Source organism: Streptomyces sp. NPDC001514, from assembly GCF_053597075.1.
Genome location: NZ_JBSFHO010000039.1, coordinates 41,870 through 65,631, shown reverse-complemented (window position 1 = coordinate 65,631; position 23,762 = coordinate 41,870). Strand labels below are relative to the sequence as shown.

20 protein-coding genes are annotated in these 23,762 nt (G+C 71.3%); 3 read left to right on the top strand and 17 right to left on the bottom strand.

The window, feature by feature from the left end:
- Positions 1 to 20: 20 nt before the first annotated feature.
- Positions 21 to 716: a CPBP family intramembrane glutamic endopeptidase gene (locus tag ACWCXB_RS31470; RefSeq protein WP_450727174.1), complete on the bottom strand. Its 696-nt coding sequence runs from the start codon at positions 714 to 716 to the stop codon at positions 21 to 23.
- A gap of 296 nt (positions 717 to 1,012) precedes the next feature.
- Here ACWCXB_RS31470 and ACWCXB_RS31465 point away from each other — a divergent pair, with 296 nt between their 5' ends.
- Positions 1,013 to 1,621: an AraC family transcriptional regulator gene (locus ACWCXB_RS31465; RefSeq protein WP_450727173.1), complete on the top strand. Its 609-nt coding sequence runs from the start codon at positions 1,013 to 1,015 to the stop codon at positions 1,619 to 1,621.
- Positions 1,622 to 1,643: 22 nt separating this feature from the next.
- Here ACWCXB_RS31465 and ACWCXB_RS31460 read toward each other — a convergent pair whose 3' ends face one another.
- From ACWCXB_RS31460 to ACWCXB_RS31395, 14 genes are all read right to left on the bottom strand, one after another.
- The gene (locus ACWCXB_RS31460; RefSeq protein ID WP_450727172.1) at positions 1,644 to 2,234 is read right to left on the bottom strand and encodes a GTP-binding protein; all 591 of its coding nucleotides are present in this window, start codon (positions 2,232 to 2,234) and stop codon (positions 1,644 to 1,646) included.
- Positions 2,221 to 2,586: a DUF742 domain-containing protein gene (locus ACWCXB_RS31455; RefSeq protein WP_450727171.1), complete on the bottom strand. Its 366-nt coding sequence runs from the start codon at positions 2,584 to 2,586 to the stop codon at positions 2,221 to 2,223. The genes ACWCXB_RS31460 and ACWCXB_RS31455 overlap by 14 nt, the downstream gene beginning before the upstream one ends.
- Positions 2,579 to 2,989, bottom strand: a complete 411-nt coding sequence (locus ACWCXB_RS31450; RefSeq protein ID WP_450727170.1) for a roadblock/LC7 domain-containing protein — start codon at positions 2,987 to 2,989, stop codon at positions 2,579 to 2,581. The genes ACWCXB_RS31455 and ACWCXB_RS31450 overlap by 8 nt, the downstream gene beginning before the upstream one ends.
- On the bottom strand, positions 2,986 to 5,373 hold the full coding sequence (locus ACWCXB_RS31445) for a nitrate- and nitrite sensing domain-containing protein (protein ID WP_450727169.1): 2,388 nt from the start codon (positions 5,371 to 5,373) through the stop codon (positions 2,986 to 2,988). Before ACWCXB_RS31445 ends, ACWCXB_RS31450 begins: the two co-directional genes overlap by 4 nt.
- A 455-nt stretch (positions 5,374 to 5,828) precedes the next feature.
- Positions 5,829 to 9,299, bottom strand: coding sequence for a S8 family serine peptidase (locus tag ACWCXB_RS31440; protein ID WP_450727168.1), 3,471 nt, complete (start codon positions 9,297 to 9,299; stop codon positions 5,829 to 5,831).
- Positions 9,299 to 11,407 carry a M14 family zinc carboxypeptidase gene (locus ACWCXB_RS31435; RefSeq protein WP_450727167.1) on the bottom strand — a complete coding sequence of 703 codons (2,109 nt, stop codon included), beginning with the start codon at positions 11,405 to 11,407 and terminating at the stop codon, positions 9,299 to 9,301. Before ACWCXB_RS31435 ends, ACWCXB_RS31440 begins: the two co-directional genes overlap by 1 nt.
- Before the next feature lie 138 nt (positions 11,408 to 11,545).
- Positions 11,546 to 12,640, bottom strand: a complete 1,095-nt coding sequence (locus ACWCXB_RS31430) for a lytic transglycosylase domain-containing protein (RefSeq protein WP_450727166.1) — start codon at positions 12,638 to 12,640, stop codon at positions 11,546 to 11,548.
- Positions 12,637 to 14,064, bottom strand: a complete 1,428-nt coding sequence (locus ACWCXB_RS31425) for an ABC transporter substrate-binding protein (protein WP_450727165.1) — start codon at positions 14,062 to 14,064, stop codon at positions 12,637 to 12,639. Before ACWCXB_RS31425 ends, ACWCXB_RS31430 begins: the two co-directional genes overlap by 4 nt.
- An 11-nt stretch (positions 14,065 to 14,075) precedes the next feature.
- Complete coding sequence (locus tag ACWCXB_RS31420) at positions 14,076 to 14,771, bottom strand: ABC transporter ATP-binding protein (protein WP_450727164.1); 696 nt, start codon at positions 14,769 to 14,771, stop codon at positions 14,076 to 14,078.
- The gene (locus tag ACWCXB_RS31415; RefSeq protein ID WP_450727163.1) at positions 14,771 to 15,523 is read right to left on the bottom strand and encodes an ABC transporter ATP-binding protein; all 753 of its coding nucleotides are present in this window, start codon (positions 15,521 to 15,523) and stop codon (positions 14,771 to 14,773) included. The genes ACWCXB_RS31420 and ACWCXB_RS31415 overlap by 1 nt, the downstream gene beginning before the upstream one ends.
- Before the next feature lie 14 nt (positions 15,524 to 15,537).
- Entirely contained in the window at positions 15,538 to 17,508 is a 1,971-nt protein-coding gene (locus tag ACWCXB_RS31410; RefSeq protein ID WP_450727162.1) for a branched-chain amino acid ABC transporter permease, read from the bottom strand.
- Positions 17,505 to 17,930, bottom strand: a complete 426-nt coding sequence (locus tag ACWCXB_RS31405) for a hypothetical protein (protein WP_450727161.1) — start codon at positions 17,928 to 17,930, stop codon at positions 17,505 to 17,507. The genes ACWCXB_RS31410 and ACWCXB_RS31405 overlap by 4 nt, the downstream gene beginning before the upstream one ends.
- A gap of 32 nt (positions 17,931 to 17,962) precedes the next feature.
- Positions 17,963 to 18,328: a hypothetical protein gene (locus ACWCXB_RS31400; protein WP_450727160.1), complete on the bottom strand. Its 366-nt coding sequence runs from the start codon at positions 18,326 to 18,328 to the stop codon at positions 17,963 to 17,965.
- On the bottom strand, positions 18,316 to 19,581 hold the full coding sequence (locus ACWCXB_RS31395) for a hypothetical protein (protein ID WP_450727159.1): 1,266 nt from the start codon (positions 19,579 to 19,581) through the stop codon (positions 18,316 to 18,318). The genes ACWCXB_RS31400 and ACWCXB_RS31395 overlap by 13 nt, the downstream gene beginning before the upstream one ends.
- A gap of 365 nt (positions 19,582 to 19,946) precedes the next feature.
- Between ACWCXB_RS31395 and ACWCXB_RS31390 the strand changes: the two genes are divergently transcribed.
- Entirely contained in the window at positions 19,947 to 20,672 is a 726-nt protein-coding gene (locus ACWCXB_RS31390; RefSeq protein ID WP_450727158.1) for an IclR family transcriptional regulator, read from the top strand.
- 141 nt (positions 20,673 to 20,813) lie between these two features.
- On the opposite strand, the gene ACWCXB_RS31385 is transcribed toward ACWCXB_RS31390, so the two are convergent.
- Positions 20,814 to 21,170: a pyridoxamine 5'-phosphate oxidase family protein gene (locus ACWCXB_RS31385; protein ID WP_450727157.1), complete on the bottom strand. Its 357-nt coding sequence runs from the start codon at positions 21,168 to 21,170 to the stop codon at positions 20,814 to 20,816.
- Between the two features lie 161 nt (positions 21,171 to 21,331).
- On the opposite strand from ACWCXB_RS31385, the gene ACWCXB_RS31380 reads away from it, so the two are divergent.
- On the top strand, positions 21,332 to 22,480 hold the full coding sequence (locus tag ACWCXB_RS31380) for a serine hydrolase domain-containing protein (RefSeq protein ID WP_450727156.1): 1,149 nt from the start codon (positions 21,332 to 21,334) through the stop codon (positions 22,478 to 22,480).
- A 437-nt stretch (positions 22,481 to 22,917) separates the two neighbouring features.
- On the opposite strand, the gene ACWCXB_RS31375 is transcribed toward ACWCXB_RS31380, so the two are convergent.
- Positions 22,918 to 23,436, bottom strand: coding sequence for a hypothetical protein (locus tag ACWCXB_RS31375; protein ID WP_450727155.1), 519 nt, complete (start codon positions 23,434 to 23,436; stop codon positions 22,918 to 22,920).
- Positions 23,437 to 23,762: the final 326 nt, after the last annotated feature.

Genomic DNA, 23,762 nt, shown 5'->3' with positions numbered 1-23,762 from the left:
GGGTCCGAACGGCGCGGCGGTCAGCTGCCCCACCAGCGGCCGGCCGCCCACGCCAGCGCATAGCCCGCGCTGTTGAGGGCGCAGTGCAGCGCGACGGGAGGGATCAGGCTCCCCGACCGACGCCGCAGCTCGCAGAACCCCACGCCCGCGAGTGCGGTGCCCACGACCGCCGCGGTCACCGACAGCGCGACTGCGGTCCCGCCCGTGCCGAAGACCGCCTCCATCGCGGCGTTCGAGCGCGTCAGCCCACGGGCCGGCTGAATGTGCCACAGCCCGAAAAGCACCGAGGAGACGCCGGTGGCCCAGGCGGTGCCCCATCGGCGCCGCATCATGCCCCACAGGACACCCCTGAACGCGATCTCCTCCAGCAACACGGTCCCGAACGGCACCCGCACGAGCACGCGGAATGCCAGCTGCCCGGCGGTCAGCTCGGCAGCGCGCTCGTCCTGGAACGCCTCACGGGTGTACGGCAGGGCCAGCGCCACCAGGTAGACCACGATCACGGCCCCGGCGAGGACGAGTCCCCAGCGCAGGCCGCGTCGGGCGGAGGAACGCCCGAGCCCCAACTCGTCCCAGGTGAGCCCCGCCAGCCGTGCGATCGCCACGAGCGCGGCGGCCGCGGCCACGCAGACGGGCACGTACAGCTCGGGCCCGAGCCGGTTGACGAGCACGTTCGTGGCGGCCAGCACTGCGACGGCGAGGAGGAGCATCCCCATGGTCACAGGAGCATGTCCGATCCCGGCGACGGGCTGCGTGCAACGCGCCGCCCGGCCCGGGTACGAAGGCTGAGCGGCACCGCCGGGCCCGGAGCACTGCCCCGGACTCCACCCGAACCCCGAACCCCGAACCCCGAGCCGCGGAGGCTCGTCGCGGTGACGTGCAGGAACGGCTCAGGCTCGGAGCTCGAAACGCAGAGCGGCGGTAGGCAGACCATTAGCCGCTGATTGGCCCTCGTCCCGGAACGGCGCGCCAGGGAGACTGCAGATCCGATGCCGTACTTGAAGGAGTTGTGATGCAGGTAGCCGTGGTCACCTTCGACGGGTTCAACGAACTCGACAGTTTCATCGCTTCCGCGCTGATCAACCGGTGCCGTAAGGACGGCTTGGAAGCCTTCGTCACGACGCCGACGCCGGTGGTCACGTCGATGAACGGCGTCGAGGTGACCGGGCAGCGCCCGATGGAGTTCGTGACCGAAGCCGAGGTCGTGCTGATCGGAAGTGGCGTCAAGACGCGAGACGTGGTCGCCGACGACCGCCTGCTCTCCATGTTGCCGCTCGACCCTTCGCGGCAGCTGATCGGTTCGCAGTGCTCCGGCGCGCTGGTGCTGGCGCGCCTCGGGCTGCTGGGTGACATGCCGGCTTGCACGGACATGACGAGCCGGCCCTTTGTCGAAGCCTGCGACGTCACCGTGCTGGACGCGCCGTTCCACGCCGAGGGGAACATCGCCACGGCGGGCGGTTGCCTGGCGTCCCAGTATCTCGCCACGTGGGTGATCACCCGAATGCTCGGGGAGGACGCCGCGCGCGACGTCATCGGCTACGTGGCTCCTGTCGGCGAAAACCAGGAGACTGTCGAGCGCGCCATGCGTGCCGTCCACGCGGGCGAGCTTGCGCTGCGCTGACGCCCCGCCATCAGCACCGTTTTCAGACGGGCGTCACCGTCCGCGCCTCGGCGATCAGCGTGTCGAGGAGCGAGAGCAGGGCCCCGCGCACGTCGTCACGGGAGCGGGCGTCGAGCATGAGGATGGGCGTGTCCGGGGTACGGAGGTGCAGTGCCGCCCTGATCTCCTCGGCGCTGTACGGCTGTTCGCCGTGGAAGCAGTTCGCGCCGACCACGAACGGGAGCCCGCGGTTCTCGAAGAAGTCGACGGCCGGGAAACTGCGGTCGAGGCGCCGGGTGTCGACCAGCACGATCGCCCCGAGAGCCCCGTTCAGCAGGTCGTCCCACATGAACCAGAAGCGCTCCTGACCCGGCGTACCGAACAGGTAGAGGACGACACCGGCGTCGGTGAGGGTGATGCGACCGAAATCCATCGCCACGGTGGTCAGGGTCTTGGACTCGATCCCCTCGAGGTCGTCGACGCCGACGCCCGCGGCCGTCAGCAGCTCCTCCGTACGCAGGGGTTCGATCTCGGAGATCGTCTCGACCAGTGTCGTCTTGCCGACGCCGAATCCCCCGGCGATCAGGATCTTGACTGGGGCTGCTTCCTGGGCAGAGGTGTCATATCCGGGCAAGGTTGTCCCTGATTCTCATGAGCACGTGGACATTGGTGGTCTCGGCCTCTTCCAGGGGCGACCTGTGCTGGATCAGCCCGCGGTCCTCCAGTTCGCCGAGAAGAAGGATCATGGGAGTGAGGCGCATGTGCATCCGGGCCGCGATCTCGGCGACCGCCAGGCCGTTCGGCGGCGTGCACATGGAGAGGATGGCCTGCCACTCGCTGGGCAGGCCGTCGTGGGCCTCCGAAGAGACCGCCGCCATGACCGTGGTGTCCATGGTCAGCGCTGTGTGCGCAGCGGTCGTACGCCCATCGGTCAGGGCGTACAACCGCGTCCGGCGGCGGCCTCCTTGGTGCGGCGCGTCAGCCATTTCGACTGGGCGCCTGGGTGCGCTCAGGTGTGCCCAGCCATTCACCGAGCGCCTGTGCGGTCCGTACGGCCTCACCGCCCAGTTCCCCGAGCCGTGCCTTGCGGGAGGTCACGACGATGAGGGTGCTCCCCTCCCCGCATCCGACGATGCAGAGATACCTGTCGTCCATCTCGACCAGCTGGCGGATCACCCGGCCGCCGTCGACCTCCCGGGATATGGCCTTCATCGTGGCCGCGATTCCGGAGGACGCCGCGGCGATGCGCTCCCCCTCGGGCCGGTCCAGCATGTAGGCGCTGAGCATGATCCCGTCGTTGGACAGCAGCACGGCTCCCTTGATGCCGGCGATCCTGCTCAGGTTGTTGTCCAGGACGCTGTAGATCATGTCGTTGGATGTCGTCGTCATGGCTGATCCCGTCGGAGCTCGTCTTCCACCATCTGGGTCCCTTGTTCGTAGTCCGCCCAGGCGTCGGCCACCTCTTCAGGAGTTGCCTCGTCCTGCACGGCCGCTGCTGCCGGTGCGTGTCGTGGCGCCCGGAGCTGCTCTGCCATATGGGTCTGCGGGACCCGTTCGGGGAGGGTCGGACGCGTGTCGCCGTCCCCTGCGGCGGCGCGGACAGGCTGCGCGGTCTCCTTCGACCGCTCATGCGTCGGGCGGATCGGCAACCCGGACCCCTTGTGCAGGACCAGCTCGGGCTTGCCGTCGCCGAGGCCACGCGGTGCAGGGGCGGACTGCCCGCGGGCGGGGTCCGCGGGAGCGGGCTGCACGGGCGCGGGCTGCACGGGAGCGGGCTGCACGGGAGCGGGCTCGTGTGCCGGTCGCACCGGCACGGGCACCGGTTTCGGTTCGCTCTCGGTCGGCACGAGCAGTTCCTTGGGAAGGATCACCACGGCCGACGTCCCTCCGAACACCGACCTGCGCAGCGTGACCGTGGCGCCGAGCTGGTCGGCGAGGTGGCCGACCACGAAGAGTCCCAGCCGATGGGCGTTCTCCGCCAGGACGGCGTACGGCGGCGCCGAGTGCAGGCGTCCGTTCATCTCCTCGTAGGTGGCGGGAGTCACCCTCGGGCCACGGTCCTCGATCTCGATCGACAGCCCGTCGGCCAGCAGCTCGGCCCGGATGACGACCTTCGACCTCGGCGGGGAGAACCGGGTCGCATTGTCCAACAGTTCGGCCAGGAGGTGGCTGATCTGACTGATCACGGGAGCTTCCACACTGATCTCGTCCAGCGCCTGCCGCTCGATCCGCCGGAAGTCCTCGACCTCCGCGGCCGCTTCGCGCAGCAGGTCGGCGATGCGCATGGGCTCGGTGTGAGGGTCGGTGATCTCGCCGCCCGCCAGGATGAGCAGGTTCTCGATCTGCCGCCGCATACCGACCGTCAGCTGGTCGGCGCGCATCAGCAGGGCCAGGAGTGCTTCGTCGTGGCCGAAGGTGTCCTGGAGCTCCTCGGTGAGGCTCAGCTGCCGGCTGACCAGGTTGCCGGTGCGTGAGGCGATGCCCGCGGCGAACATGCCGAATCCATGGCGCTCGGCCGCCAGCTGCCTTTGACCGTCGACGGACACGGCGACGACACGGGCGAACGCATCGTTGATACGCCCCACTTCGTCCTGTTCTCCGCGGACCGTGGGCAGGACGTCGGCGTCGACGGGCCGGCCGCGCTGCAGTCGGTCGACGACCTCCGGCAGCGTTTCCTCCGCGATGGTCACCGTGCGCTCGTGCAGTCGGCGCAGGCGGCGCAGCACCGAGCGCGTGATGAACACGACGATGCCCGCGACGACCAGAAGTGCGCCGGCGCTTGCCGTGATCAGCCAGGCGACCTCTGCCTCGAGCTCCGCAGCCCGGGCGTCGCCGCGCGCGAGCAGTCCCCGGGACCGGTCGGCGTTCAGAGTGCTCAGCTGCGGACCCCACTTCTCGTGCGCGGCCTGCCAGCCGTTGACCTCCCGGGGCAGCTTCACGCCGTCGTCGGTGTCCGAGTGATCGGACAGCACCGCGTTCTCGATGCGGGTCTTGGCCTGCCAGGCCGCCGAGCCGACCATCTGCGCGTACAGGTCGTTCTGCGCTTCCGGCAGATACGGCACGACCCAGATGTCGTACAGGTACCGCTGGGCTCCGACGGCGTTGACGAAGTCGGCGAACCGGGAGGTGGTCAGCTCCCTGGACGGCCCTGCCTGCGCGAGGATCATGTCCTCCTGGGCCACCATCTCGGACGCCGAGAACATGGCGACGACCACGCGGCTCTCCTGGGTGAGCCCGCCGTCCTCCGCGTGACTCAGCTCGTCCTGGTAGAAGCGGATCATCTGGCTGATCATGCCGGTGTAGTACGCAAGCGTGCTGTTGGCGCTTCCGGTGCCACCGTCCGTGCGCTCGCGGTAGGCGTCCAGGTCGTCGAGGCCTTCCGTGACCTCCAGGAGGCGTCGGTTCGCCTGCTCGGACACCGCGCTCGCGGTGGCCGACGCCTGGCGGGCCCCCGCGGCGGCCCGGTCCGTGGCGGCGCGCTGTTTCCGCATGGCGTCCTCGGACACCGACGAGCCCGCCCAGTGCGCGGCGGTCATCGTGCGCTCGGCCTGCATCGAGACCATGAGCCTGTACAGGGGTACACCGATCCGCTCACCGGACTCCACGTCGGCGCGCAGATGTTCCGACTGCTCCAGCAATCGATTCGCGGTCACGGTGGATTGGGCACCCATCGCCACGACGGGGACCACCGCCAGCCAGATGAGCAGCGTGCGCAGGCGTACGATGCGCCGCCGACGAGTCGCCGACGGGCCTCGTGACCCTGTGGGTTGCATGGGAGACATCAGTCCTCGGAGCGGGGTGCAGCCTGGCAGACCACCGACCGGGCGGGGCGCAGCCCCCGGGGAGGGGCTGGGGGAACGCCGTTCCCGCTTCGATGGGACCTTGGGGACGCCGATCATAACCAGCCACAGAGAGAAAAAGAGAGGTTGTGCCGCCAATCAACTCCGTGCTATTAGCCGCACAAGGTGTTGCAGATCAGAGGCCATAGCGGAACCCAATTGGTAAGCCCCCGACCGGAATCCGATAGAGCGCACGCTTTGCACCGATCGGTCGCGCTTGGCGGCAGCCACCCGGAAGCGGGGTTTCCGTGGAAATGTCGGGGGCTTCGGCGCCGAGGCGGCGCCGTACAACGCCGCGTGCGGTCCGCGCCAGTGACCGCCCGTCATGCGAGGCGGCCACTGGCGCCACGGTGAGCACCGGGCGACGGGGACGAACCCGCCGCTGCGTTTCAGCGGAACCGGGCTCGCACGGTGTCCCGCGCCGTTTCGGTGCCGCGTTCCACAAGGCGGACGACGATCGTCCTGTGGCCGGTGCCATACACAGCCGTGTCCAGCGGGAACGTCCAGTCGCGCAAGCCCGCGGCCGTGCGCCAGGCTGCCGCGTCCACCGGGGCGTTGCGCTGCACGACCTGCCATTCGACCCGGGCGTCGGGGGTGACGCGCACGGTGGTCCGCACGGCCTGCGAGGGCGTGCCGTCCCGTACGGCTCGGGCGTACAGCACATGCTCGCCGACGCCGAGCCGTCCCGCCTCGGCGCGCCAGGTGAGGGTGCTCTCGTCGACCTGCGCGGAAATCGGAGAGCCGAAGCCCTCGTCGTCCACCGACAGCTGCACCCGCCGGGTCTCGGGCCTGCCGCCGACGCCGTCCGGGTCGGTGCCGGCGTCCGGGAAGGCGTACTGTCCGCCGGCGACGACGGTCTCGCCCTCGACGACCTGCGAACCGTCCACGGGCGCGGCGAAGGCCGCGCCGAACTCCAGTCCGGACGGCGGCAGGGGCGCCGGGTCGAGCGACAGCCTCGACGCATGACCGCCCTGGTAACCCACCTCGGCGAGCGCGGTGCTGTCGGACAGCAGCTGTACGGTCAGCTGTTCGTCCGTAAAGGCGTGCCGGTCCGTCTCGAACTCGATCGTGTACGTCACCCAGTCGCCGGTGACCAGCCGGCCGGCGGCCTTGCCCCGGCCGATCTCCCGGTCGGTGGCGAGCAGCACCACGGTGGGGGCCACGACCGCGGCCGGGGCGCGCGTGCGTACGGACAGCTCGGCCCTGACCTTCGATCCGGCCGCGAGCGGCCCGGCGAGGGTGTCGGTGGCCGGGTGGGCGGCCGTCGGCAGATACGGCGCGGCGGACGACAGGGTGTCGCCGACGGGGCAGCCGTCCGCGTCGTCGTCACGGTCGGTGCGGTCCATCGTCCGTTCGCCCGCGCAGTCCGGCCCCTGGTGCAGGTAGTAGCCGAAGGCGGCCGAGGAGTACGGACCGTGGGGCTGCCGCGTGTCCTGCCGCGCAGTGAGGGTGCGGCGCAGCACACCGAGGGCGCCGTCCAGGGTGAGCACGTCGTCGAGGCCCGCCGATACGCCGGACGGCAGCGGCGCCGGGTCGGCGGTGCCGTCGCCGTCCCGGTCGTAGCCGCCCCAGATGCTGTCCCGGATCGCCCGGTCGGCGGCGAAGTAGTCGTCCTCGACGGGCCGTTCGGGCAGCAGCGCGCGGCCGAGGAGCACGTCCGTGGCACGGCGTGCCGTCTCGGGCGTGGCCGCGCCGTACCCTTCGAAGAGGACGTTCCCCGCCGTGTGCGGCGAGGCGAGCGGCCAGCTCGCGGACGGCAGATCGTCCTCGCCGAGCGGGAAGGCGTTCTTCAGGACCGCTTCGCGCAGCTCGCCACGGGTGATCCTGCCGTCCTGGAGGTACACGCTCCCGTCGAGCGCCGTTCCCTCGGCGACGACCTGACCGGCCTTCAGACCCGGGCGCGTGTCGCCGATGGCCTCGCGGACCCGCTGGAGCGTGGTGCCGAAGACGCCCGCTGTGTACGGCGTCGCCGCCGATGTGCCGCTGAACTGGTCCTGGCACAGGACCCCGGTGTGGCAGGCGGACGGCAGGCTTCCGATGCCCCAGGACGACAGATGGACGGGGATGCCGTCGCCGACGACGGCCCGCCCGCTGTCGCGCCGCAGTGCACCGACGGTGATGTTCCAGTCGGGTCCCGTCTGGTCGGAGTGCCAGGTGCTGACGGGTACGTCGAAGGCGTTGCCGACACCGTTGCCGGCGGCGAACAGCACCGTCTGGCCGCGCTCGGCGGCCCCCTTGGTCACCTCCTCGCCGCTGAGCACCGGGCCGACCGGTGCGCCGCCTATGTAGCCGAAGGAGTGCGACGTGATGTCGACCCAGGGGTACGTGGTGGCGACGGTCTCGTCGAGGCCCTCGACCATGACGAGCAGGCAGGTCGGGCAGTAGCCGTACCGGTTGCCCGCCGAGACCGAGGCGGAGCCGGTGCCGTGACCGTTGTCGTCGAGGACCGGGTGGTCGCCGTCCACGCTCGACGAGTAAGCGCCGATGATCTTCGTTCCGGGGATCCAGTGCAGGGTGCCGCCCGGCAGCCGCTCACTCGTCCACAGCGCCTTGTCCGCCTCGGGCAGATAGCCCTTGCCGAGGGTGACCGGGAGCGCCGGGGCGGAGGCCGGATAGCCGGGGATGTACTCGGAGGGGTGGCGGGTGAAGTTCTTCGTCAGCGCGAGGACATCGGGGTCCGGGTAGGTCTGGGCGGAGAACTCCAGGTGGTAGGGGTTGATGCCGGTGTCGGCGATACCGATGACGGTGACCGGCGGCCCCGCGGCGAGCCGTTCGGCCGTGCCCACGAGGACGGAGGTCGTCTCGCGCCGCTCCAGCCCGTCGGCGTCGGTCGCCTTGAGGGTGACCAGATGCCGCCCGTCGGGCAGCCGGGGCGTGACCGTCGTGCCCGTGCCGTCGTCGAAGTGCCCGTCGCCGTCGAGGTCCCAGGCCGCAGTGACCGGTGCGGCACCGCCCTGGATCGTGCCGGTGAGCCGCTGTTCGGCGCCCGTCGCGAACTCGTACGGGCCGCCCGCCCGCACGACCGGGCGCGGATCGGCGGGACGGCTGCGGGCGACGACCCGCGCGGTCACCTCGTCGGTGACGGTGGCCCATTTGACCGCGACCACCTTCCAGGTCCCTGCGGCGGGCGAGGACACCGAGGTCTTCTCAGGGTGTTCGCCCGTTTCCGACGTGGCGACCACGGCGCCCGACGGGTCGGTGACCCTCAGGTCGTAGTCCTGGGCGCTCGTCCTCCACGAGAGCGTGACGTCGAGGGACCGCACCCCGGCCGGAACCGTGAACGGGAACTCCACGGTCGAGCCCGTGGGGAAGACCCCCGGCGTCGTGTCCTGTTTCGTCTCGTCGAGCAGCTGCGCGGTGGTCTCGTCGGTCACGACGACCTTGACGGTGTCGGTGGCGGTGCCGCCACGGGCGTCGGTGACGGCAAGGCGGAGTTCGTACGTACCGGCCGCGAGGCCCATCGTGTCCAGCGCGGCACTCGCCGCGTCCGGGCCGATGACCTTCCCGTGATCCGTCGTCCACGCCCAGGTGTACGGGGCGGTGCCACCGTAGGCACTGCCCACCAGCACGGCCTGCTCGCCTGCGGCGACGAAGGCGCTGTCACCGGCGTCGGCGTGCAGCGGGGCGGGCGCGGAGGGCCCGCCGGGCGTGCCCGCGCGGGCTGTGCCGGTGACGTCGACCGTGCCGCTGAGCGGCTGACGTACCTCTCCGTCGACGACCTGCTCGCCGCCGGCGGTCGCCACGGTGACATCGGCCCCGTCCACCGCGGCCGCGGTCCCGGCGGCGGCCTGCGGGAAGGACGCGACCAGCAGCAGCGCGACCGCACAGGCGACGCGCCTCAACCAGGTTCGTGCCCTCATCAGTTGCCCCACTTCCGTGCGCACGACTTCAGATCGGCCTTGACCCGTCCGCCCCGGTCCACGACGACAGGCAGCTGCTCCAGGACCGTGCCGTTCTTCTCGCAGGACAGCGTCCAGTTCTCGATGAGGCCGCCGACCTGCTGCTCGGTCGCGTCGTACAGGGACGCAGTGAGGGTCCACGACGGCGTGACGGAGGCGAAGTTCTCGACCCGCAGCACGTAGACGCCCTGCTCCGGGCCGTCGAGGAGCACGCGCTCCTTCTCCCCGACGGAGCCCGCCGAACTGCCCACCTGGGTGAGCGTGCCGTCGGCGTTCTTCCGCAGCACATACAGGTCGAGGTCGTCGGGGGTCGGCCAGTCGAGTGTCACTTCGAGGGCGTCGGCGTCCCGGTCGACGGTGAACTCCTGCTCCGTGCGCTGTGCGGGCGCGGTCGTACCCGTGAACGACTGGCGCTTCAGCGGGTCGGTGGAGATCACCCGGTTCTGGCGGGTCTGGACGACGGGGCGCGTCGAGGGGTTGACGTGCCAGGTGTAGCTGCCGTCCGGGCCGACGGTCATCGTCGTGTCGAGGGTGTCCTTGATGGTGCCCGACCAGGTGGGCGTGGCGAAGCTCTTCTTCAGCCGCAGTGTCGCCCCGGCGGGGGCCCGGCCGGTGATGACCGAGTGCTGCCCGGCGTCGACCGCGCTCTCCAGTGCGAGCAGGAACGCCTCACGATTGCCCTTCCCTGCGTGCTCCCCGGCACCGAGGTACTCGTCGACCACCTCGGGGAACGGCGGGTGGAACTCGTGCGCCCCGATCTCGAACGTGTAGCCGTACCCGCCCGTGGCGTTGTACGACCAGTCCTCGGTGGTGCCCGTGGTGTCGTACAACTCCCAACTGCGCTGGCTCGTATAGCCGTTCTGAGCGGCCATCCGGTCGCCGAGATCCTTCAGCGCCGCCTCGTCCGGAGGGTCGCCGACGGGCTGCCCGTCGGGGCCGATCGTGTCGGGCGCCACACCGCCCGGGCGCAGCACCAGGTCGGAGTAGGTGTGGTTGGTGATGAGGCCGGTGACCTGACGCGTGCTGACCAGCTCGCGGATGTTCTGCGTCTCGGGCTCGGAGAACGGCGCGGCACCTCGGTAGGTAGCCTGCACGGACTCCGCGGCGGCGCCGGGACCACCCCAGAATCCGCCGTAGTTGCGGTTGAGATCGACTCCGGCGCCGAAACCGCCCGGGCTGCTCACCAGGGCGCACTCGTTCAGCAGGGGCGCCAGGCCGTCGATGATCCGGCAGTTCTTGCGCTTGTACGCGTTGCCGGGCGTGGCCAGGACCGAGGCCGTGCCGCCGTCGTCGACGGGGCGCAGGTCCACCGCCTGACCGTCGTTCACGGACTTCTCGAAGCCGTCCACGTTGACCACGGGCACGACGATCACGCGCGCCTTCTCCAACAGGGCGGTGATGCGTGCGTCGTTGCCGTAGTTCTTCACGAGGTCGTAGGCGAACTCGATGGCGTGCTCGCCGGACGGCCATTCGCGGGCGTGGTGCAGGCCCATCATGAGGAAGACGGGCCGGCCGTCGTCCGTCGCCGCGACATTGTGCGCGATCTCCACCCCGTACACGATCTTGCCTTCGAGGCTCTTGTGGTTCAGGGCGAACTTCTTGACGATGCCGGGCCGGAGAGCGGCCAGCCGCGTGAGGTCGTCGTTGTAGTCGGCGAGGCCCCGGTAGCTGTCGCGTCCGGACGGCAGCGGTGAGGTCACGGTCACCGCGGCATAGGCGCGGTTCGCGGCGTTGACGTCGGACTCGCGCCGGGCGAGGTCGGGTATGCGCACCTGCCAGGTGAGGCCGGCCGCGTGGAGGGCGAGGGCGTCGGCCGCCCGGTGCAGGACGACGTCGGCGTGGTCGTGGCCCGCGTGCTCGGTCAGGTCGAGCCCGAGTGCGGCGAGCCGGTTCTTCGCGGCGCGGGTGGGGGTGTCCACCACGACCAGTTGCGCCGTGAAGCCTTCCGCCGCATCCGCCGCTTCGGCGGAGGGCACGCCGACGGCGGGCAGGATCCCGCCCGCCGCTGCAGCGACCACCGCGACGGCGATCGCCGTGCGTCTACGAGATCGTCGGAGTAGAGCGATCACATGAACTCCTTCTCAGAGGAGCCCCGCTCGGCGGCAGCAGCGCGCTGTTGAGCGCTGACTCGCCGAACGATGCCCGAACGTGGGGGGAGGCGGAGGGAAAGTACCCCATCAACAGCATGTACACGACAGGACCTGCGATCACGGATCCTCGAGCCCGCCGAGGTCCGACCCCGCCGGAGGAGCGAGCGGCACAGGGGGGACGGGCAGTGGCCGCCCCGGAGACGGGCTCGGCCGCGGCGGTCCGGACGGTCCTGGCGGTTCGGGTGGTCCGGACGGGTCGGTGGGGTCGGACGGGCGCTCGCCGGCCGGCGGTCGGGTAGGTGCCGGGGACGTGGACGGCGAACCACCCTCGGACGGCCGGCCCTTCGGCTTCGCCCCGGGCCCGTCCTGCCGCCGAGATGACGCACCGTCGGAACCGTTGACTGCCGCGCTCGCCGCGATATGGCCGGAGTAGACGCGCATCCAGCTGAGCACCAGGTGCAGGTAGTCCTCGGAATGGTTGTACGCAAGGACCGCTCGCCGCAGCCCGTCGGCGTCGCGCAGGTCGCCCCCTGCCGCGCACAAATAGCGCCCGGCGGCCAGCCATGCGTCGTCCAACTGGTGCGGATCGGCCGCCCCGTCACCGTTGCCGTCGGCTCCCCAACGGCGCCAGGTGGAAGGGATGAACTGTGCCGGACCGACAGCACGGTCCCACACACTGTCGCCGTCGTACGCACCGCCGTCGGTGTCGCGGATGGCCATGACACCGGGGCCCCCGTCCAGCCGGGGGCCGAGGATCGGGCTGCGGGTGCGGCCGGTCGCGTCGAGGTCGCCGCCGCGGGCGTGGCCGGACTCCACCCGGCCGATCGCCGCCAGCAGCGGAGTGCCGAGGCCGCACCCGGGCCGGGCGTCGGCCAGCACCCGCACCGCGCCCCGGTAGGCGGCCAGCACCCGGGCCGGAATCCCGTAAGCGGCCGGCAGAAGCGGCTGTACGAAGACACCCTGGCCGGCGCCCTTGGCCGTGGACCGGGTCGTCCAGGGAACAGGACGCGTTTCGGGGACGTACAGCATCGCCGGCGGCGGCTCCGGATACAGCGGTGGGGAGCCGCCTCCCCTGTCCGTCGCCGCGGGCGTGGCGACCGCCGGTGTCTCGGCCGCCAGTTGCCAGACGGTGGCGGTCGCCATGCCGCCCGTCGCGCCGACGGCCACCAGGCCGGCCATCACCCGGGACCAGAACTGCGGGCGGCGGCTCACCAGCACACCGGCCCGGCGCCCCCGGGTGCCGTCCACCGGCCGCCCGAGCCCCGCATGAAGAAGACGCAGCGGGTGTCGGCGGTGCCCTTGCCTGCCACGTACGTCAACGGGACGGTCAGACCGCCGAAACGCTGACCGCGGAAGGTGTACAGCTCCTTGATCAGTCCGGCCCTGCTGATCTCGCTCGCGCCGCGCGCCGCCTTCTCGAAGACCTTCGCCGACGCCCACCCCTGGGCGGCCGACGGTCCTGGCGCCCTCCCGCCGTACTTCTTCCATGCGGCGTCGAACTCCCGGAAGGCGGGCGAAGAGACACCCTTGAAGGGAAAGACCGCCATGGCGCCCAGCACGTCCGACAGACCGGGCTTGGCCGCGGTGTCCGCCCCCACGGTGGCCGAGGGCTGCAGGAACTGGGGGCTGAAGTTCTGCCGACGGCAGGACGAGGCCACCCTGGCGACGGTGTTCGGGTCCCCGGTGACCAGCATCAGCTCCACACCGGCGTTGCGCGCCTGGAGGCACTCGGCGGTGTAATCGGGCTGGGTCAGCGTGATCTTCGCGCGATAGACCGGATCGAGCCCGAACCGGGCGGCCGCCCTGCCGCTGCCGAACATACGGTCCTCGGCGTGTGTGCAGGCGTCGCTCTCGGTGCAGAAGAGACCGCCGAGCTTCTTGCCCTTCCCGTGCGTCGCGCCGATCTTCGCCAGCCCGTCCATCTGGGAGTTCGTGGCGGCGCACTGGCTGAACAGGACCGGGCTGTTGGTCCATGCGGTGGTCGAGCAGTCGCCGCCGATGACGGGGACCTTCTTCTGCTCGACGTAGCCCTTCCAGGCGGCGAGGGTGTGCGTGGTCGTCATTGCGGCGACGATGGCGACCACGTTGTGCCTCTCGACCAGTTCCTGCACCTGACTGCGGCCCTTGGCCGCATCGGCCCCGTCGTCCATGACGATCACTTTGACGGTGCGGCCGTTGATGCCGCCCGCTGCGTTGGTGGCCGCCGCCCAGGCCTGCAGGGCGCGCGGTCCCTGTGCGAAGGCGACGCCACCGGGCCCCGAAAGGGTGCCGACGCTGCCGATGACGATGGGCGCACCGCCGCGGGCAGCTACGCCGCCTGCCCCTCCTTTGCCGTTCCCTCCGGTGCCGCCGCTGCTTCCCTTGCCGTCCGGGCCCGATGTGCCTGTGCCGCCGCCCGTCGCCCCGGCGGCAGTTCCTGTGGTGCCCTCTGCGGTCTGGCCGCCCTCACCGGTCCCGTCGGTTCCCGTCAGGTCCTCGGTGGCCGCTCCGGTTCCGGCCTGGCCGCCGCCGGTGCCGGAACCGGCCCGGACGATGGTGTCGTGGTCGAGCCGGGTGCCACAGGCGGCCAGTACCAGGCTCAGCAGGCTCAGAAGCGCCATGGCTGCCGGCGCGCTGCGCGTTCGGGTCGGGGTCATGGTCTCCTCCATCACGTGTGTGCGCCCAGGTACTGCTCCATGAGCAGGGCGGCGTCCAGTTCGCCCGGCTCCCCCGCGAAGTCGGTCCGCCCTCGTTTCATGAGGTAGACGTAGTCGGCCAGCTCGAGTGCCCGGGTGACGTACTGCTCGACGAGCAGCAGCGCGCATCCGGAGGCGGCCAACTCGCCGAGGAAGCCGAAGATCTCGTCCACGACCACCGGGGCCAGGCCCATGGACACCTCGTCGAGGAGGACATAGGCGGGGTCGGTGACGTAGGCGCGGGCAAGCGCCAGCATCTGCTGCTGGCCGCCGCTCAGCGAACCGGCGGCCTGGCCGAGTTTGTGTCCCAGGACCGGGAAGGCGGTGACCACTCTGTCGATCGCCTCGTCCACGTCCCCGCCGGCGGCCTGGACGAGGATGTTGTCCCGCACGGTCAGGTGGGGGAACACGCCGCGCCCCTCGGGCACATGGCAGACCCCCTGCCGGGCCAGGATGTGCGGAGGTCTTCCGGTCAGGTCCCGGCCGTCGAGGCGTATCCGTCCTGCGGTGGGGGCGAGTTGACCCGAGGCGACCCGGAGGAGTGTGGTCTTTCCCGCGCCGTTGGGTCCCAGCAGCGCGACCACCGAGCGGGGCGGCACGCGGAGCGACACCTCGCGCAGTACGGGCGTGTCCCCGTACCCGGCGCTGATGCCCTGCAGTTCCAGCACTATGCAGCCTCCGATCCCAGGTACGCGGCGCGCACGGTCTCGCTGGCCCGTACCTCGGCCGGGGCCCCTTCGAAGATCATCTCGCCGAAATCGAGGACGCAGAGGTGCTCACACACGGACATGACGAGCGCCATGTCGTGCTCCACCAGCAGCACCCCGCAGCCCCGTTCGGCCACGACCCGCTTGACGATCGCGCCGAACCGTTCCGTCTCCGCGGTGTCCAGACCCGACGACGGCTCGTCGAGCAGCAGCAGCTCGAACCGGCCGGCCAGCACCCGGCCCAGGTCGACCAGTCGGCGTTGCCCGGTCGACAGCGAGGCGGTCGGCTCGTGGCGGAGATCGCCGAGCCGGCACAGCTCGAGTACCTCCTCGGTGGCGTCGCGCACCGCTCTCCGCTCGGCCCGAGGGCACCACAGGTGCCTGACGGGACGGCTGCCTGCGAGGCGTGCTTCCAGTCCGAGGGCGATGTTCTGCTCCACGGTCAGCGAGTCGAAGAGGTCCATCTTCTGGAAGGTCCGCCCGAGGCCGAGCCGGGCGCGGGCCGAGGGAGGCCGGCCGGTGACGTCCTGCCCGAAGAGACGGATCGTGCCCGCCGACGGTCGCAGCAGTCCGGAGCAGGCGTTGAACGTGGTGGTCTTGCCCGCCCCGTTGGGGCCTATCAGGCCGGTGATCCGGCCGAGCGGCGCATCGAAGGACACCGCGTTCACCGCAGTGTTCCCGCCGAACCGGATCGTCAGTCCCTCGACGCGCAAGCCTCCGCCCCCGCTCAACGGGACACCTCTTTCGCCGGACCGGCACCGACCCGCACGCGCACAGGCTCACCCCGGCGCACGGTCCTCGCCGCGGCCGCCCGCAGCCGCTGTGCGGCGGGCCCCGGCACGCCCAGGCGTTCGGCGGCCCGGCTGACGGGCGGGGAGGCTGTCGTCCCCGTACTCCGCCGCCCTGCCGCACCGGCTTCACGCAAGGCCACGATGAGGGCGCCCAGGCCGAAGGCCACCGGGAGCCATGCGACGACGGTCGCGTCGGTGACGTACGCAGGGACGATCGCCAGCTGGACCGCCGCGGCCACCGGTGCGGCCCCGCGCAGACCGGTGCAGAGCACCAGGAGCGCCAGCCAGGTCAGCGAGGCGTACGAGACGAACGGCACCCCGGTCGCGGACTGCCCCTGGGAGGCGTGGAGCGCCCCCGCGACGCCTGCGACGAACGCCGAGACGGCGAACACGGTGACGCGGGTGACGTTCACTCCGAGCCCGAGGGTCGACAGCGTCGTCGGCGAGTCGGACAGGGCGCGCAGCAGCCGCCCCAGCCTGCTCCGCCCGACGGCCGCGACCAGCAGCGAAACGGCGACGGCGAAGGCCAGCAGCACGTAGTAGAAGGCGGTGTCCCCTGCGAACAGGGCGGGACGCGTCGCGGGCAGCGTACTCGTCGTGCCGAACATCAACTCCGAGCCGTAGACGACCCGTTCGAGCAGAATGCCGAGACCGAGGGTGGCCAGGGCCAGATACAGCCCGGACAGCCGGATCGCGGGAACGGCCACCAGCACACCGACCGGCACGGCGGCCGCCCCCGCGAGCAGCACGGCAACCAGCCAGGGCAGCCCGGCCCCGACCGCGAGGTGCGAGAACGTCGAGGAGCCCACCGCGACCAGAGCGGCGTGGGCCAAGGACACCTGGCCCGAGGTGCGCACCAGCAGCTGGAGCGAGGAGAAGACCAGGACGAACACCAGGGCCGTGGAGTACACCGGCAGCTTGGCGCCCACGACGAACGGGACCACCGCCGCCGCCACGACCGCGGCCACCGCCAGCGCTCGCGCGACGGCCCTGCCCACCGGCGGCCCCGAGTGCGGCACTGCACGGTGCCCACCGATCTCGGCCAGTTTGCCGCGGCCGGCCAGCAGCAGGACGGCGAACAGCACCAGGAACGGCAGCGCGGGCGGCAGCCCCGACAGGACCTCGGAGCCGGACACGGCCTTGGTGGCCACGGCCGCCAGCACCCCGACGAGCAGCCCGCCGGCGTAGGTCAGCGGCAGGCTGGAGAACAGACCCACCGCCGCAGCCCCGTACGCCTGCACGACCAGCAGAGTCAGCAGCAGGGCGTCCAGCCCGACCTGCGGGGCCAGCAGTACGCCGGAGACCGCGGCGAACCAGCATCCGATCAGCCACGCCCGGCTCCGCACCGCGAACGCGCCGGTGCCGCACAGCTCCAGCAGTTCCGGGTCGTCCACGACGGCCCGCATCCTCACACCCATCGGGGAGACCCGGAAGAACACGAAGAACCCGAGCGCGCCCAACGCCGCCACGGTCGCGGAGATCAGCTGGTCGGCACCCACGATCACACCGATCACCTCGACGGTGCCGGTGGGGAGGAAGCCGGGGAAGTCCAGTCCGGCGCCGCCGTAGTGGGCGACCAGGGCCATCGTGACGGCCAGTTGCAGACCCACGGTGGCGACGATCTTCATGGTCGGGGTGGCGCCCGCCAGGCTCCGGGTGACGCGCTCCATGACCAGTGCGATGCACGGCGGCACCACGACCACGGCGATGGCCAGCGCCACCGGCCAGGGCAGTCCGCGCACGACACGCAGCTCGTAGTACGCGTAGGCGGCCACCGCGGCGATCGCCCCGTGCGCGAAGTTGAAGATGCCCGACGTCTTGTAGGTGAGGACCAGTCCCATCGCCGCCAGGCCGTAGACCGAACCGGTGGTGATCCCGATGACGACGAACGGCAGCCATTCGCTCATGCGGCACACATCCCGCACAGTTCGCCGTCCTCGGGCGCAGCCACGGTCACGTCCTTGCCGGCCACCAGCGGGCAGTCCGGGTGGTGCAGCCTGACCATGCCTGTCGCCCGCACCAAGTGCCGCGGCGCGCCACGGCGCACCGGCAGCGGCTCGTACGCATCCTCCGGATCCTCCCGCGGCGCAAGGGAGATCAGCCCGATGCGCCGCTCTCCCACAGCGCGCCGCGCCCGTAGCAGCCACAGGCACTGGCCGATGGCCGAGACCGTGAAGCCCGCCACGGCGAGGTTCAGCCACGCGGTCTGCAGTGCCGTCGATGCCGTTCCGCCGGCGCCGAACCACGCGATCACGAGCAGCGCGAGCCCGGCCAGGGTGGTGCCGCAGACCACGAGGGCGTCTCGGTCCCGCCACGGTTCCGTGCGCATGCCCGCTTGCGTGGAGCGGCCCGTCGCGCCTGTCACGACGCGCCCCCGACCGGCGGGAGCAGGACGGTGCGGTCGTGGTCGACGGTGCGGTCGCGGCCGTCCGGGGCCGCGCCGTCCTCGACCGCACCGAGTCCATCGGCGGCCCTGATCGCCCGCTCGATGCGGTCGAGCTTGCGCCACTCGTCGCGCAGGTCGGCGGACAGCCACAGGGCGGTGGAGATCCCGAGCAGGAACAGTCCGCCGATTCCCGCACTGATGACGTACGGCACCTGCTCGGCGACGTACGCGGTCCCGCTCACCCCGCGCCAGCCGATGATCAGCACGACGGCTCCGGCGACGGCGGTCGCTGCCGCTGTCAGCCGGTCCCACTGGCTGCGTGCCCAGGTCATGATGTCCATCGGGTCCTCACTCCCAACAAGCGCAGCAGCGTTCCGCAGGCGAACGTGGCCACGGCTCCGAACGCGACGACGAGATAGAGACCGGTCATCCCCATGTCGACCGGGTTGCCGATCAGGCGTGCGGGCGAAGGCACCGTCGGCGCGGCAGCGGCGTCATCGCCCGGTGCCGAGGGCTCCTCGGCCAGCGGCTCCTCGGCCGGCACCGCGTCCTGTGGCTCCGTGGGAGGCCCCGCGTCGCCGACGCCCGCGGCCGGGGGTGGCGCCTCCAGAGGTGGCACGTCCCCGCCGCCACCGGGCGGCGGCTCGACCGGGGCGGCCGCGGCGAACGCACGGCCGAAGGTGTAGTGCACGGTGTAGACGGCGCCCGACTGTGTGTCCTGCTGCCGTACGAGGATCTCGACGCCCGCCGACACGACGCCCTGCTCGGTGTGTTCCGCTCGTAGGTACCGCACCCGTACGCCCGCTGCCTCGAGCGCCTTCGCCGGATCGCTCTGCGGAAGCGGCCCCTCCTGGCCGACGGCCCGCACACCGCCTTCCGTGATCTCCACGACCTGTCCTGCGACCTCGGTGCGGCCGACGCTCAGCCGTGAGGCGCGGACGAGCTTCCCGTCCTTGCCGACCGTCGCGGTCGCGACGCTGCGCACCCGGCCCAGCCGCAGCACGCCGTTGAGGGTCATCGGCTGGGTGTCGGCCGTGGCCGACGCACTGCTCGTCCGCCGCACCGGATCCACGGCCGCGTTCGCGAGCGCGGTGGTCTCGGCACCTGCGGCGTCCTGTCCCAGACGCGTTCGCGCGTTCGCGCGTGTGGAGTTCTTGTCACTGCGTGAGCTGAGCGTGTGACCGTACTGTCCGTTCTCGGCCTCCCGGGGGGACGGGTAGCGGGAGGTCGCGTAGGCCGGGTAGCCGGGAACCGACTGTCCGGTCTGGCTGTTGATCAGCGCGGGCGCCGAGACGATCGTCTCGCCCGGGTACGGGTTGGAGGCGAACCCGTACGATTCCTCGACCCGGTGGTCGACGCATGCCTGCGCGACCGGCGCCCCGACACCCGACGGAGCCTGCAACGCCGCGTTGTCGCTCGCGCTGACCACCACCTGGACACCCTGCGCGACCGCCGTCACCGGGCAGCCGCCCTCCTCGCCCGGTTCGGCTGCGACGGCCGGCGGCGAAAGGCACGCCAGCAGCACGACCGCGCCCGTGGCGGCGAGCGCACGCCTGAGCGAGGGCAGGAGCGAAGGGGTCGCTTTCACAGGCATGAACGTCCTCCGCGGGGCTTCGACGGCGTCACCACCACGACTCTCGCGAATGCGGCGCGGGCGAGCAGGGCTGATCTCGACTGGCGACCACGTCACTCCCACTCACCGGGACACGGCGACGGACGCCGGGTCCGCCACCGTAGGGCCGCCCTGCCTCTTCCTGTTTCAACAAACCTGCGATACCGACTAGCCAGGCAGTTCCAGCGTCAACCACCAAGCGGAGGTGGAAGGTGACGGTCCCGGTGACAACCGACGCGTATGTGAGCAGCTCTTCCGTCAGGCACGGCGGAGGCCCGTGCGCCACGGCTCCGGCAAGGCCACAGCCCCGGGCGCAGCCACCGGCGCCGAACACGATGATCGAGCGGATGACGCTCATCCTCGACGCGTTCGATTCCGGAACTCCCAAGCTGTCCCTGCTGGAGCTGACCGAGCGCACGGGCCTGCCGCGCTCGACCCTGCACCGCATACTCGACCAGATGATCCGGCTCCGCTGGCTCGCACACTCCGCCGGCGGCTATCGCCTCGGTATGCGCACGCTGGAGCTGGGCGGGCTCGCGGCCGGCCACAGCGAGATCCGCGACGTCGTCGGCCCGCTTCTGCACGAGCTGTGCCGGCGAACGGGATTCGTCGGACATCTCGCCGTATTGGACGGGCGCGAGGTGGTCTTCCTGGACAAGGTCGGCGGACGGTTCGCCGCCAACCTGCCCACCCGGCTGGGCAGCCGCCTGCCCGCGCACACCACGGCGGTGGGCAAGGCCCTTCTGGCGACGCTCGATCCGCACCACATCGAGGCCATGTACGGCGCACGGCTGCCGGTCCGTACACCGCGCTCGATCCGCACCGTACCCGGCCTGCACGGCGCACTGGCACAGGTCCGGCGCAGGCACGGTGTCGCCTGGGACCACCAGGAATCGTTGACGGGTATCTCCTGCGTCGCTGCTCCAGTGCGGGGAGGCGGCGCGGCCGTCGCCGCGCTCTCGCTCAGCGGCGACTCCCAGGCGATGGACCTCGGGCAGCTGGCACCGGTCGTTTTGGAGGTCGCCCGCGAGGCGGGCCAGGCGTTGTTCGCCGGCGGGCGGCGACGGGCGTAGGCGGGTGGCTCGCCCGGACCGCCGTTCGGAGCGGCGACCGGGACCTAGGCCCGAAGGGCCCGGGACCTATGCTCCCCGCCCGGCAATCTCATTGACCTCTCGCCAGGCCTGGATCCAGAGGGGTCTGATGCGGAAGTACGGCTAGGGCGGCCGGATGTCGCGCGGGTCGAAGCCGGTCCTGGCGACGAACGCGTCCCCTTCCCCGGGACCGAGCTCCGCGACCTCCACCGTGGTGGAGGTGCCTTCCACGAGCACGACGTCCCGCGTGGCCCCGAAGGCCGGCAGGGCCCGCCCGTTGGCGTGCAGGTTGCGGGCGGTGGGGTTGGCACGTGCGGTGGAGAGGAGGAAGGTCTCGCCGTCCCAGAGGAACGACAACGGCACGAGACACGGCACGCCCGTCCCGTCCGCCGTCGAGACCCAGACATCCACATCGGTCTCGAACCGTGCGAGCGTGTCCTTGCGGCCTTGATCGAAGCTGCACGGTGCGTCGAGTGTCATGTGTCTGCTCCCATCGGACTCGGGGCCAAGGCGAGCGCCCCTGGGTGAAGTTTCCGGTGAACGGCGGTCGGCCGATCGGGGGGATTCGACCAACCCTGCCCGATGATTCGGCGCCGCGGCGGGAGTCTGGGTTCCGAGCACACGCGCGAGGAGGCGGACCGATGACCAACCTGCACGACATCCTCGACAAGCACGTCAGCAGCGGATCGCTGCCGGGAGCGGTGGGCCTGGTGGCCCACGGCGACCGGATCGAGGTAGAGGCAGTCGGCTCGGTCGACACCGACGGCAGCTCCCCGATGGCAAGGGATTCGATCTTCCGGATGGCGTCGGTCACCAAGCCGATCACCGCCGCAGCCGTCATGATGCTGATCGAGGACGGCCGGATCGCGCTGGACGATCCTGTCGGGCAGTGGCTGCCGGAGCTGGCGTCACCGAGCGTCGTCCGTACCCCGACCGGCCCCGTCGACGACATGGTCCCGGCGGTGCGGCCGATCACCGTGCTCGATCTGCTCACCTCCCGCGCCGGATACGGCTTCCCCTCCGACTTCTCGCTCCCGGCCGTCGCGCCGCTGTTCAGCGAGCTGAAGCAGGGGCCTCCGCAGCCTCAACTCGTGCCGCCGCCCGACGAGTGGATGGCAAGGCTCTCCCGCATCCCGCTGCTGCACCAGCCGGGCGATGCCTGGCTGTACAACACCACATCCGACGTCCAGGGTGTGCTGATCGCCAGGGCCTCCGGCCGTCCACTGCCCGAGTTCCTCGCGGAACGGATCTTCGAGCCGCTCGGCATGGCCGACACGGCATTCGCCGTACCGGCCGCCAAGCTCGATCGGTTCACCAGCTACTACCGGACCGATCCGGCAGGCGGCCTCGAACTCGTCGACGCCCCCGACGGCCAGTGGAGCAAGCCGCCTGCCTTCCCGTCCGGCGCCGGCGGCCTGGTCTCCACCGTCGACGACTGCTTCGCCTTCTACGGGATGCTGCTCACCGACGGGACCGCGGCCGGCCGCCGCCTGCTCACCCCTGAATCGGTACACCAGATGACGACCGACCACCTGACCCCACCTCAGCGCAAGGCGAGCGGCCTGTTCCTGGACGGCATGGGCTGGGGCTTCGGCGGCTCGGTCGACGTCGAACCCCTCGAGCCCTGGAACGTCCCGGGCCGCTACGGCTGGGTCGGCGGCACCGGCACGGCCGCCTACCTCACACCGTCGACGGGCGCGCTCACGATCGTCCTCAGCCAACTGGAGGTGGCCGGACCGAGCTTCCCGGCCCTGATGCGGGACTTCTGGAGGTACGCGGCGGGCGCTTGAGGCGGGGCGCAGCGAGCCTGAGTGACCGCCGCCACCGGCGCAGAACCGCTCTCGACGGCGCTCGCCCGCGACAGCAACACCGCGACCACAGTCGGATGGCCTTGAGCCACTCGTGCTGCGGGGCCAGTTGGGCGACCTCTCCCAACTGCTCGTCGATGCGCCCGCGCGAGGTGATGACGACGGTCACGGCTAACTCGCTGATCCGGCGTGACCGCGACTGACAACTCCTGCCGCCCCGCGTGTGCGGGGCCACCGGCCTGCGGCGCCGATGGAGAAGCCGACCCCACGAGAACTGGCGCCCGTCCGGCCCTGCCCGCTGATGACCGGGATGCGGCGGGCTGTCCCCTGCGGACCAGGAGGGCCTGCAGGGCCTGGACTTGTCCGGATCCCCTCCGCACTCTCGGGACTGGTGAGCGCTAGCTGGCGGCAGGCAGCCCTCACATCTGCCGGAGGTCCGGCTCCAGGGAGACGGCGACGAGCCGGTCGCTGAATGGGCCGGCCTCTTCCCCGCCCACCTCCGCGGCCCGGTACGCGCGTATAGCCGGGTCGGACAGCGTGAGGGTCACCACCGGGCAGTCGTCGGCGTTGTTGGTGTCCTTCGGCGTGCAGTCGATCACGTCGTGCATCGTGCGGCCCGGACAGATGGCCGCGGCGGGCACAACCACGTCGAGGCGCAAATCCTTGCCGGGAGCGATCCGGAAGCGGCCGGACGGGGGGACATCAAGGGGCTTGCCCTGATAGCTGCCGTCGACGACAGTCGCACTGAGCCCACGCACGCTGACCCGGCGGCCTTCCCCGTGGGGTCCGTAGAGGTCCACGGTGACCCGACCCTTGGCTACGGGCGCGTCGAGGATCAGCGGGCGGTCGCCGGCGTGGATGGCCACGTGAACGGTGAAGGTCGGGCTGCCCTTCAGCTTCGGCCCGGGGTCGTACACACCCCAACCGGTCAGCACCATCTGCGGGACATCGCCCCGTTCTCCCTCTCCTCGTGGCAGCGGTCGAGGCCCGTCATCCACCCAGCACTTCGACAGTTGGGCTGTGCCCCCGCCGGGAATCGGGACATCGTTCAACCGCTCACCGGGGACGGGTCGCTCCCCCGCGGTACGCCCTGGCAACGCCGCCGACGGGTTCATGAGCATCGCCGCGACCACCAGGAGCGTCACGATGGGGACGGCAAGCAGGAGCCAGGAACGCAGAGAAATGCGGGTCACACTTGTCCCAGCGCACCGGACGGCAAGATCGTCACACGGTGCGCGACGCCTCGGTCGTCCCCGGGAAGGCA

Excerpts from the sequence above, each read along its gene's own strand:
- ACWCXB_RS31470 (WP_450727174.1), bottom strand. The coding sequence starts at position 716 with ATGGGGATGCTCCTCCTCGCCGTCGCAGTGCTGGCCGCCACGAACGTG.
- ACWCXB_RS31465 (WP_450727173.1), top strand. The coding sequence starts at position 1,013 with ATGCAGGTAGCCGTGGTCACCTTCGACGGGTTCAACGAACTCGACAGT.
- ACWCXB_RS31455 (WP_450727171.1), bottom strand. The coding sequence starts at position 2,586 with ATGGCTGACGCGCCGCACCAAGGAGGCCGCCGCCGGACGCGGTTGTAC.
- ACWCXB_RS31450 (WP_450727170.1), bottom strand. The coding sequence starts at position 2,989 with ATGACGACGACATCCAACGACATGATCTACAGCGTCCTGGACAACAAC.
- ACWCXB_RS31445 (WP_450727169.1), bottom strand. The coding sequence starts at position 5,373 with ATGCAACCCACAGGGTCACGAGGCCCGTCGGCGACTCGTCGGCGGCGC.
- ACWCXB_RS31440 (WP_450727168.1), bottom strand. The coding sequence starts at position 9,299 with ATGAGGGCACGAACCTGGTTGAGGCGCGTCGCCTGTGCGGTCGCGCTG.
- ACWCXB_RS31425 (WP_450727165.1), bottom strand. The coding sequence starts at position 14,064 with ATGACCCCGACCCGAACGCGCAGCGCGCCGGCAGCCATGGCGCTTCTG.
- ACWCXB_RS31410 (WP_450727162.1), bottom strand. The coding sequence starts at position 17,508 with ATGAGCGAATGGCTGCCGTTCGTCGTCATCGGGATCACCACCGGTTCG.
- ACWCXB_RS31405 (WP_450727161.1), bottom strand. The coding sequence starts at position 17,930 with ATGCGCACGGAACCGTGGCGGGACCGAGACGCCCTCGTGGTCTGCGGC.
- ACWCXB_RS31400 (WP_450727160.1), bottom strand. The coding sequence starts at position 18,328 with ATGGACATCATGACCTGGGCACGCAGCCAGTGGGACCGGCTGACAGCG.
- ACWCXB_RS31395 (WP_450727159.1), bottom strand. The coding sequence starts at position 19,581 with ATGCCTGTGAAAGCGACCCCTTCGCTCCTGCCCTCGCTCAGGCGTGCG.
- ACWCXB_RS31390 (WP_450727158.1), top strand. The coding sequence starts at position 19,947 with ATGACGCTCATCCTCGACGCGTTCGATTCCGGAACTCCCAAGCTGTCC.
- ACWCXB_RS31385 (WP_450727157.1), bottom strand. The coding sequence starts at position 21,170 with ATGACACTCGACGCACCGTGCAGCTTCGATCAAGGCCGCAAGGACACG.
- ACWCXB_RS31380 (WP_450727156.1), top strand. The coding sequence starts at position 21,332 with ATGACCAACCTGCACGACATCCTCGACAAGCACGTCAGCAGCGGATCG.
- ACWCXB_RS31375 (WP_450727155.1), bottom strand. The coding sequence starts at position 23,436 with ATGGTGCTGACCGGTTGGGGTGTGTACGACCCCGGGCCGAAGCTGAAG.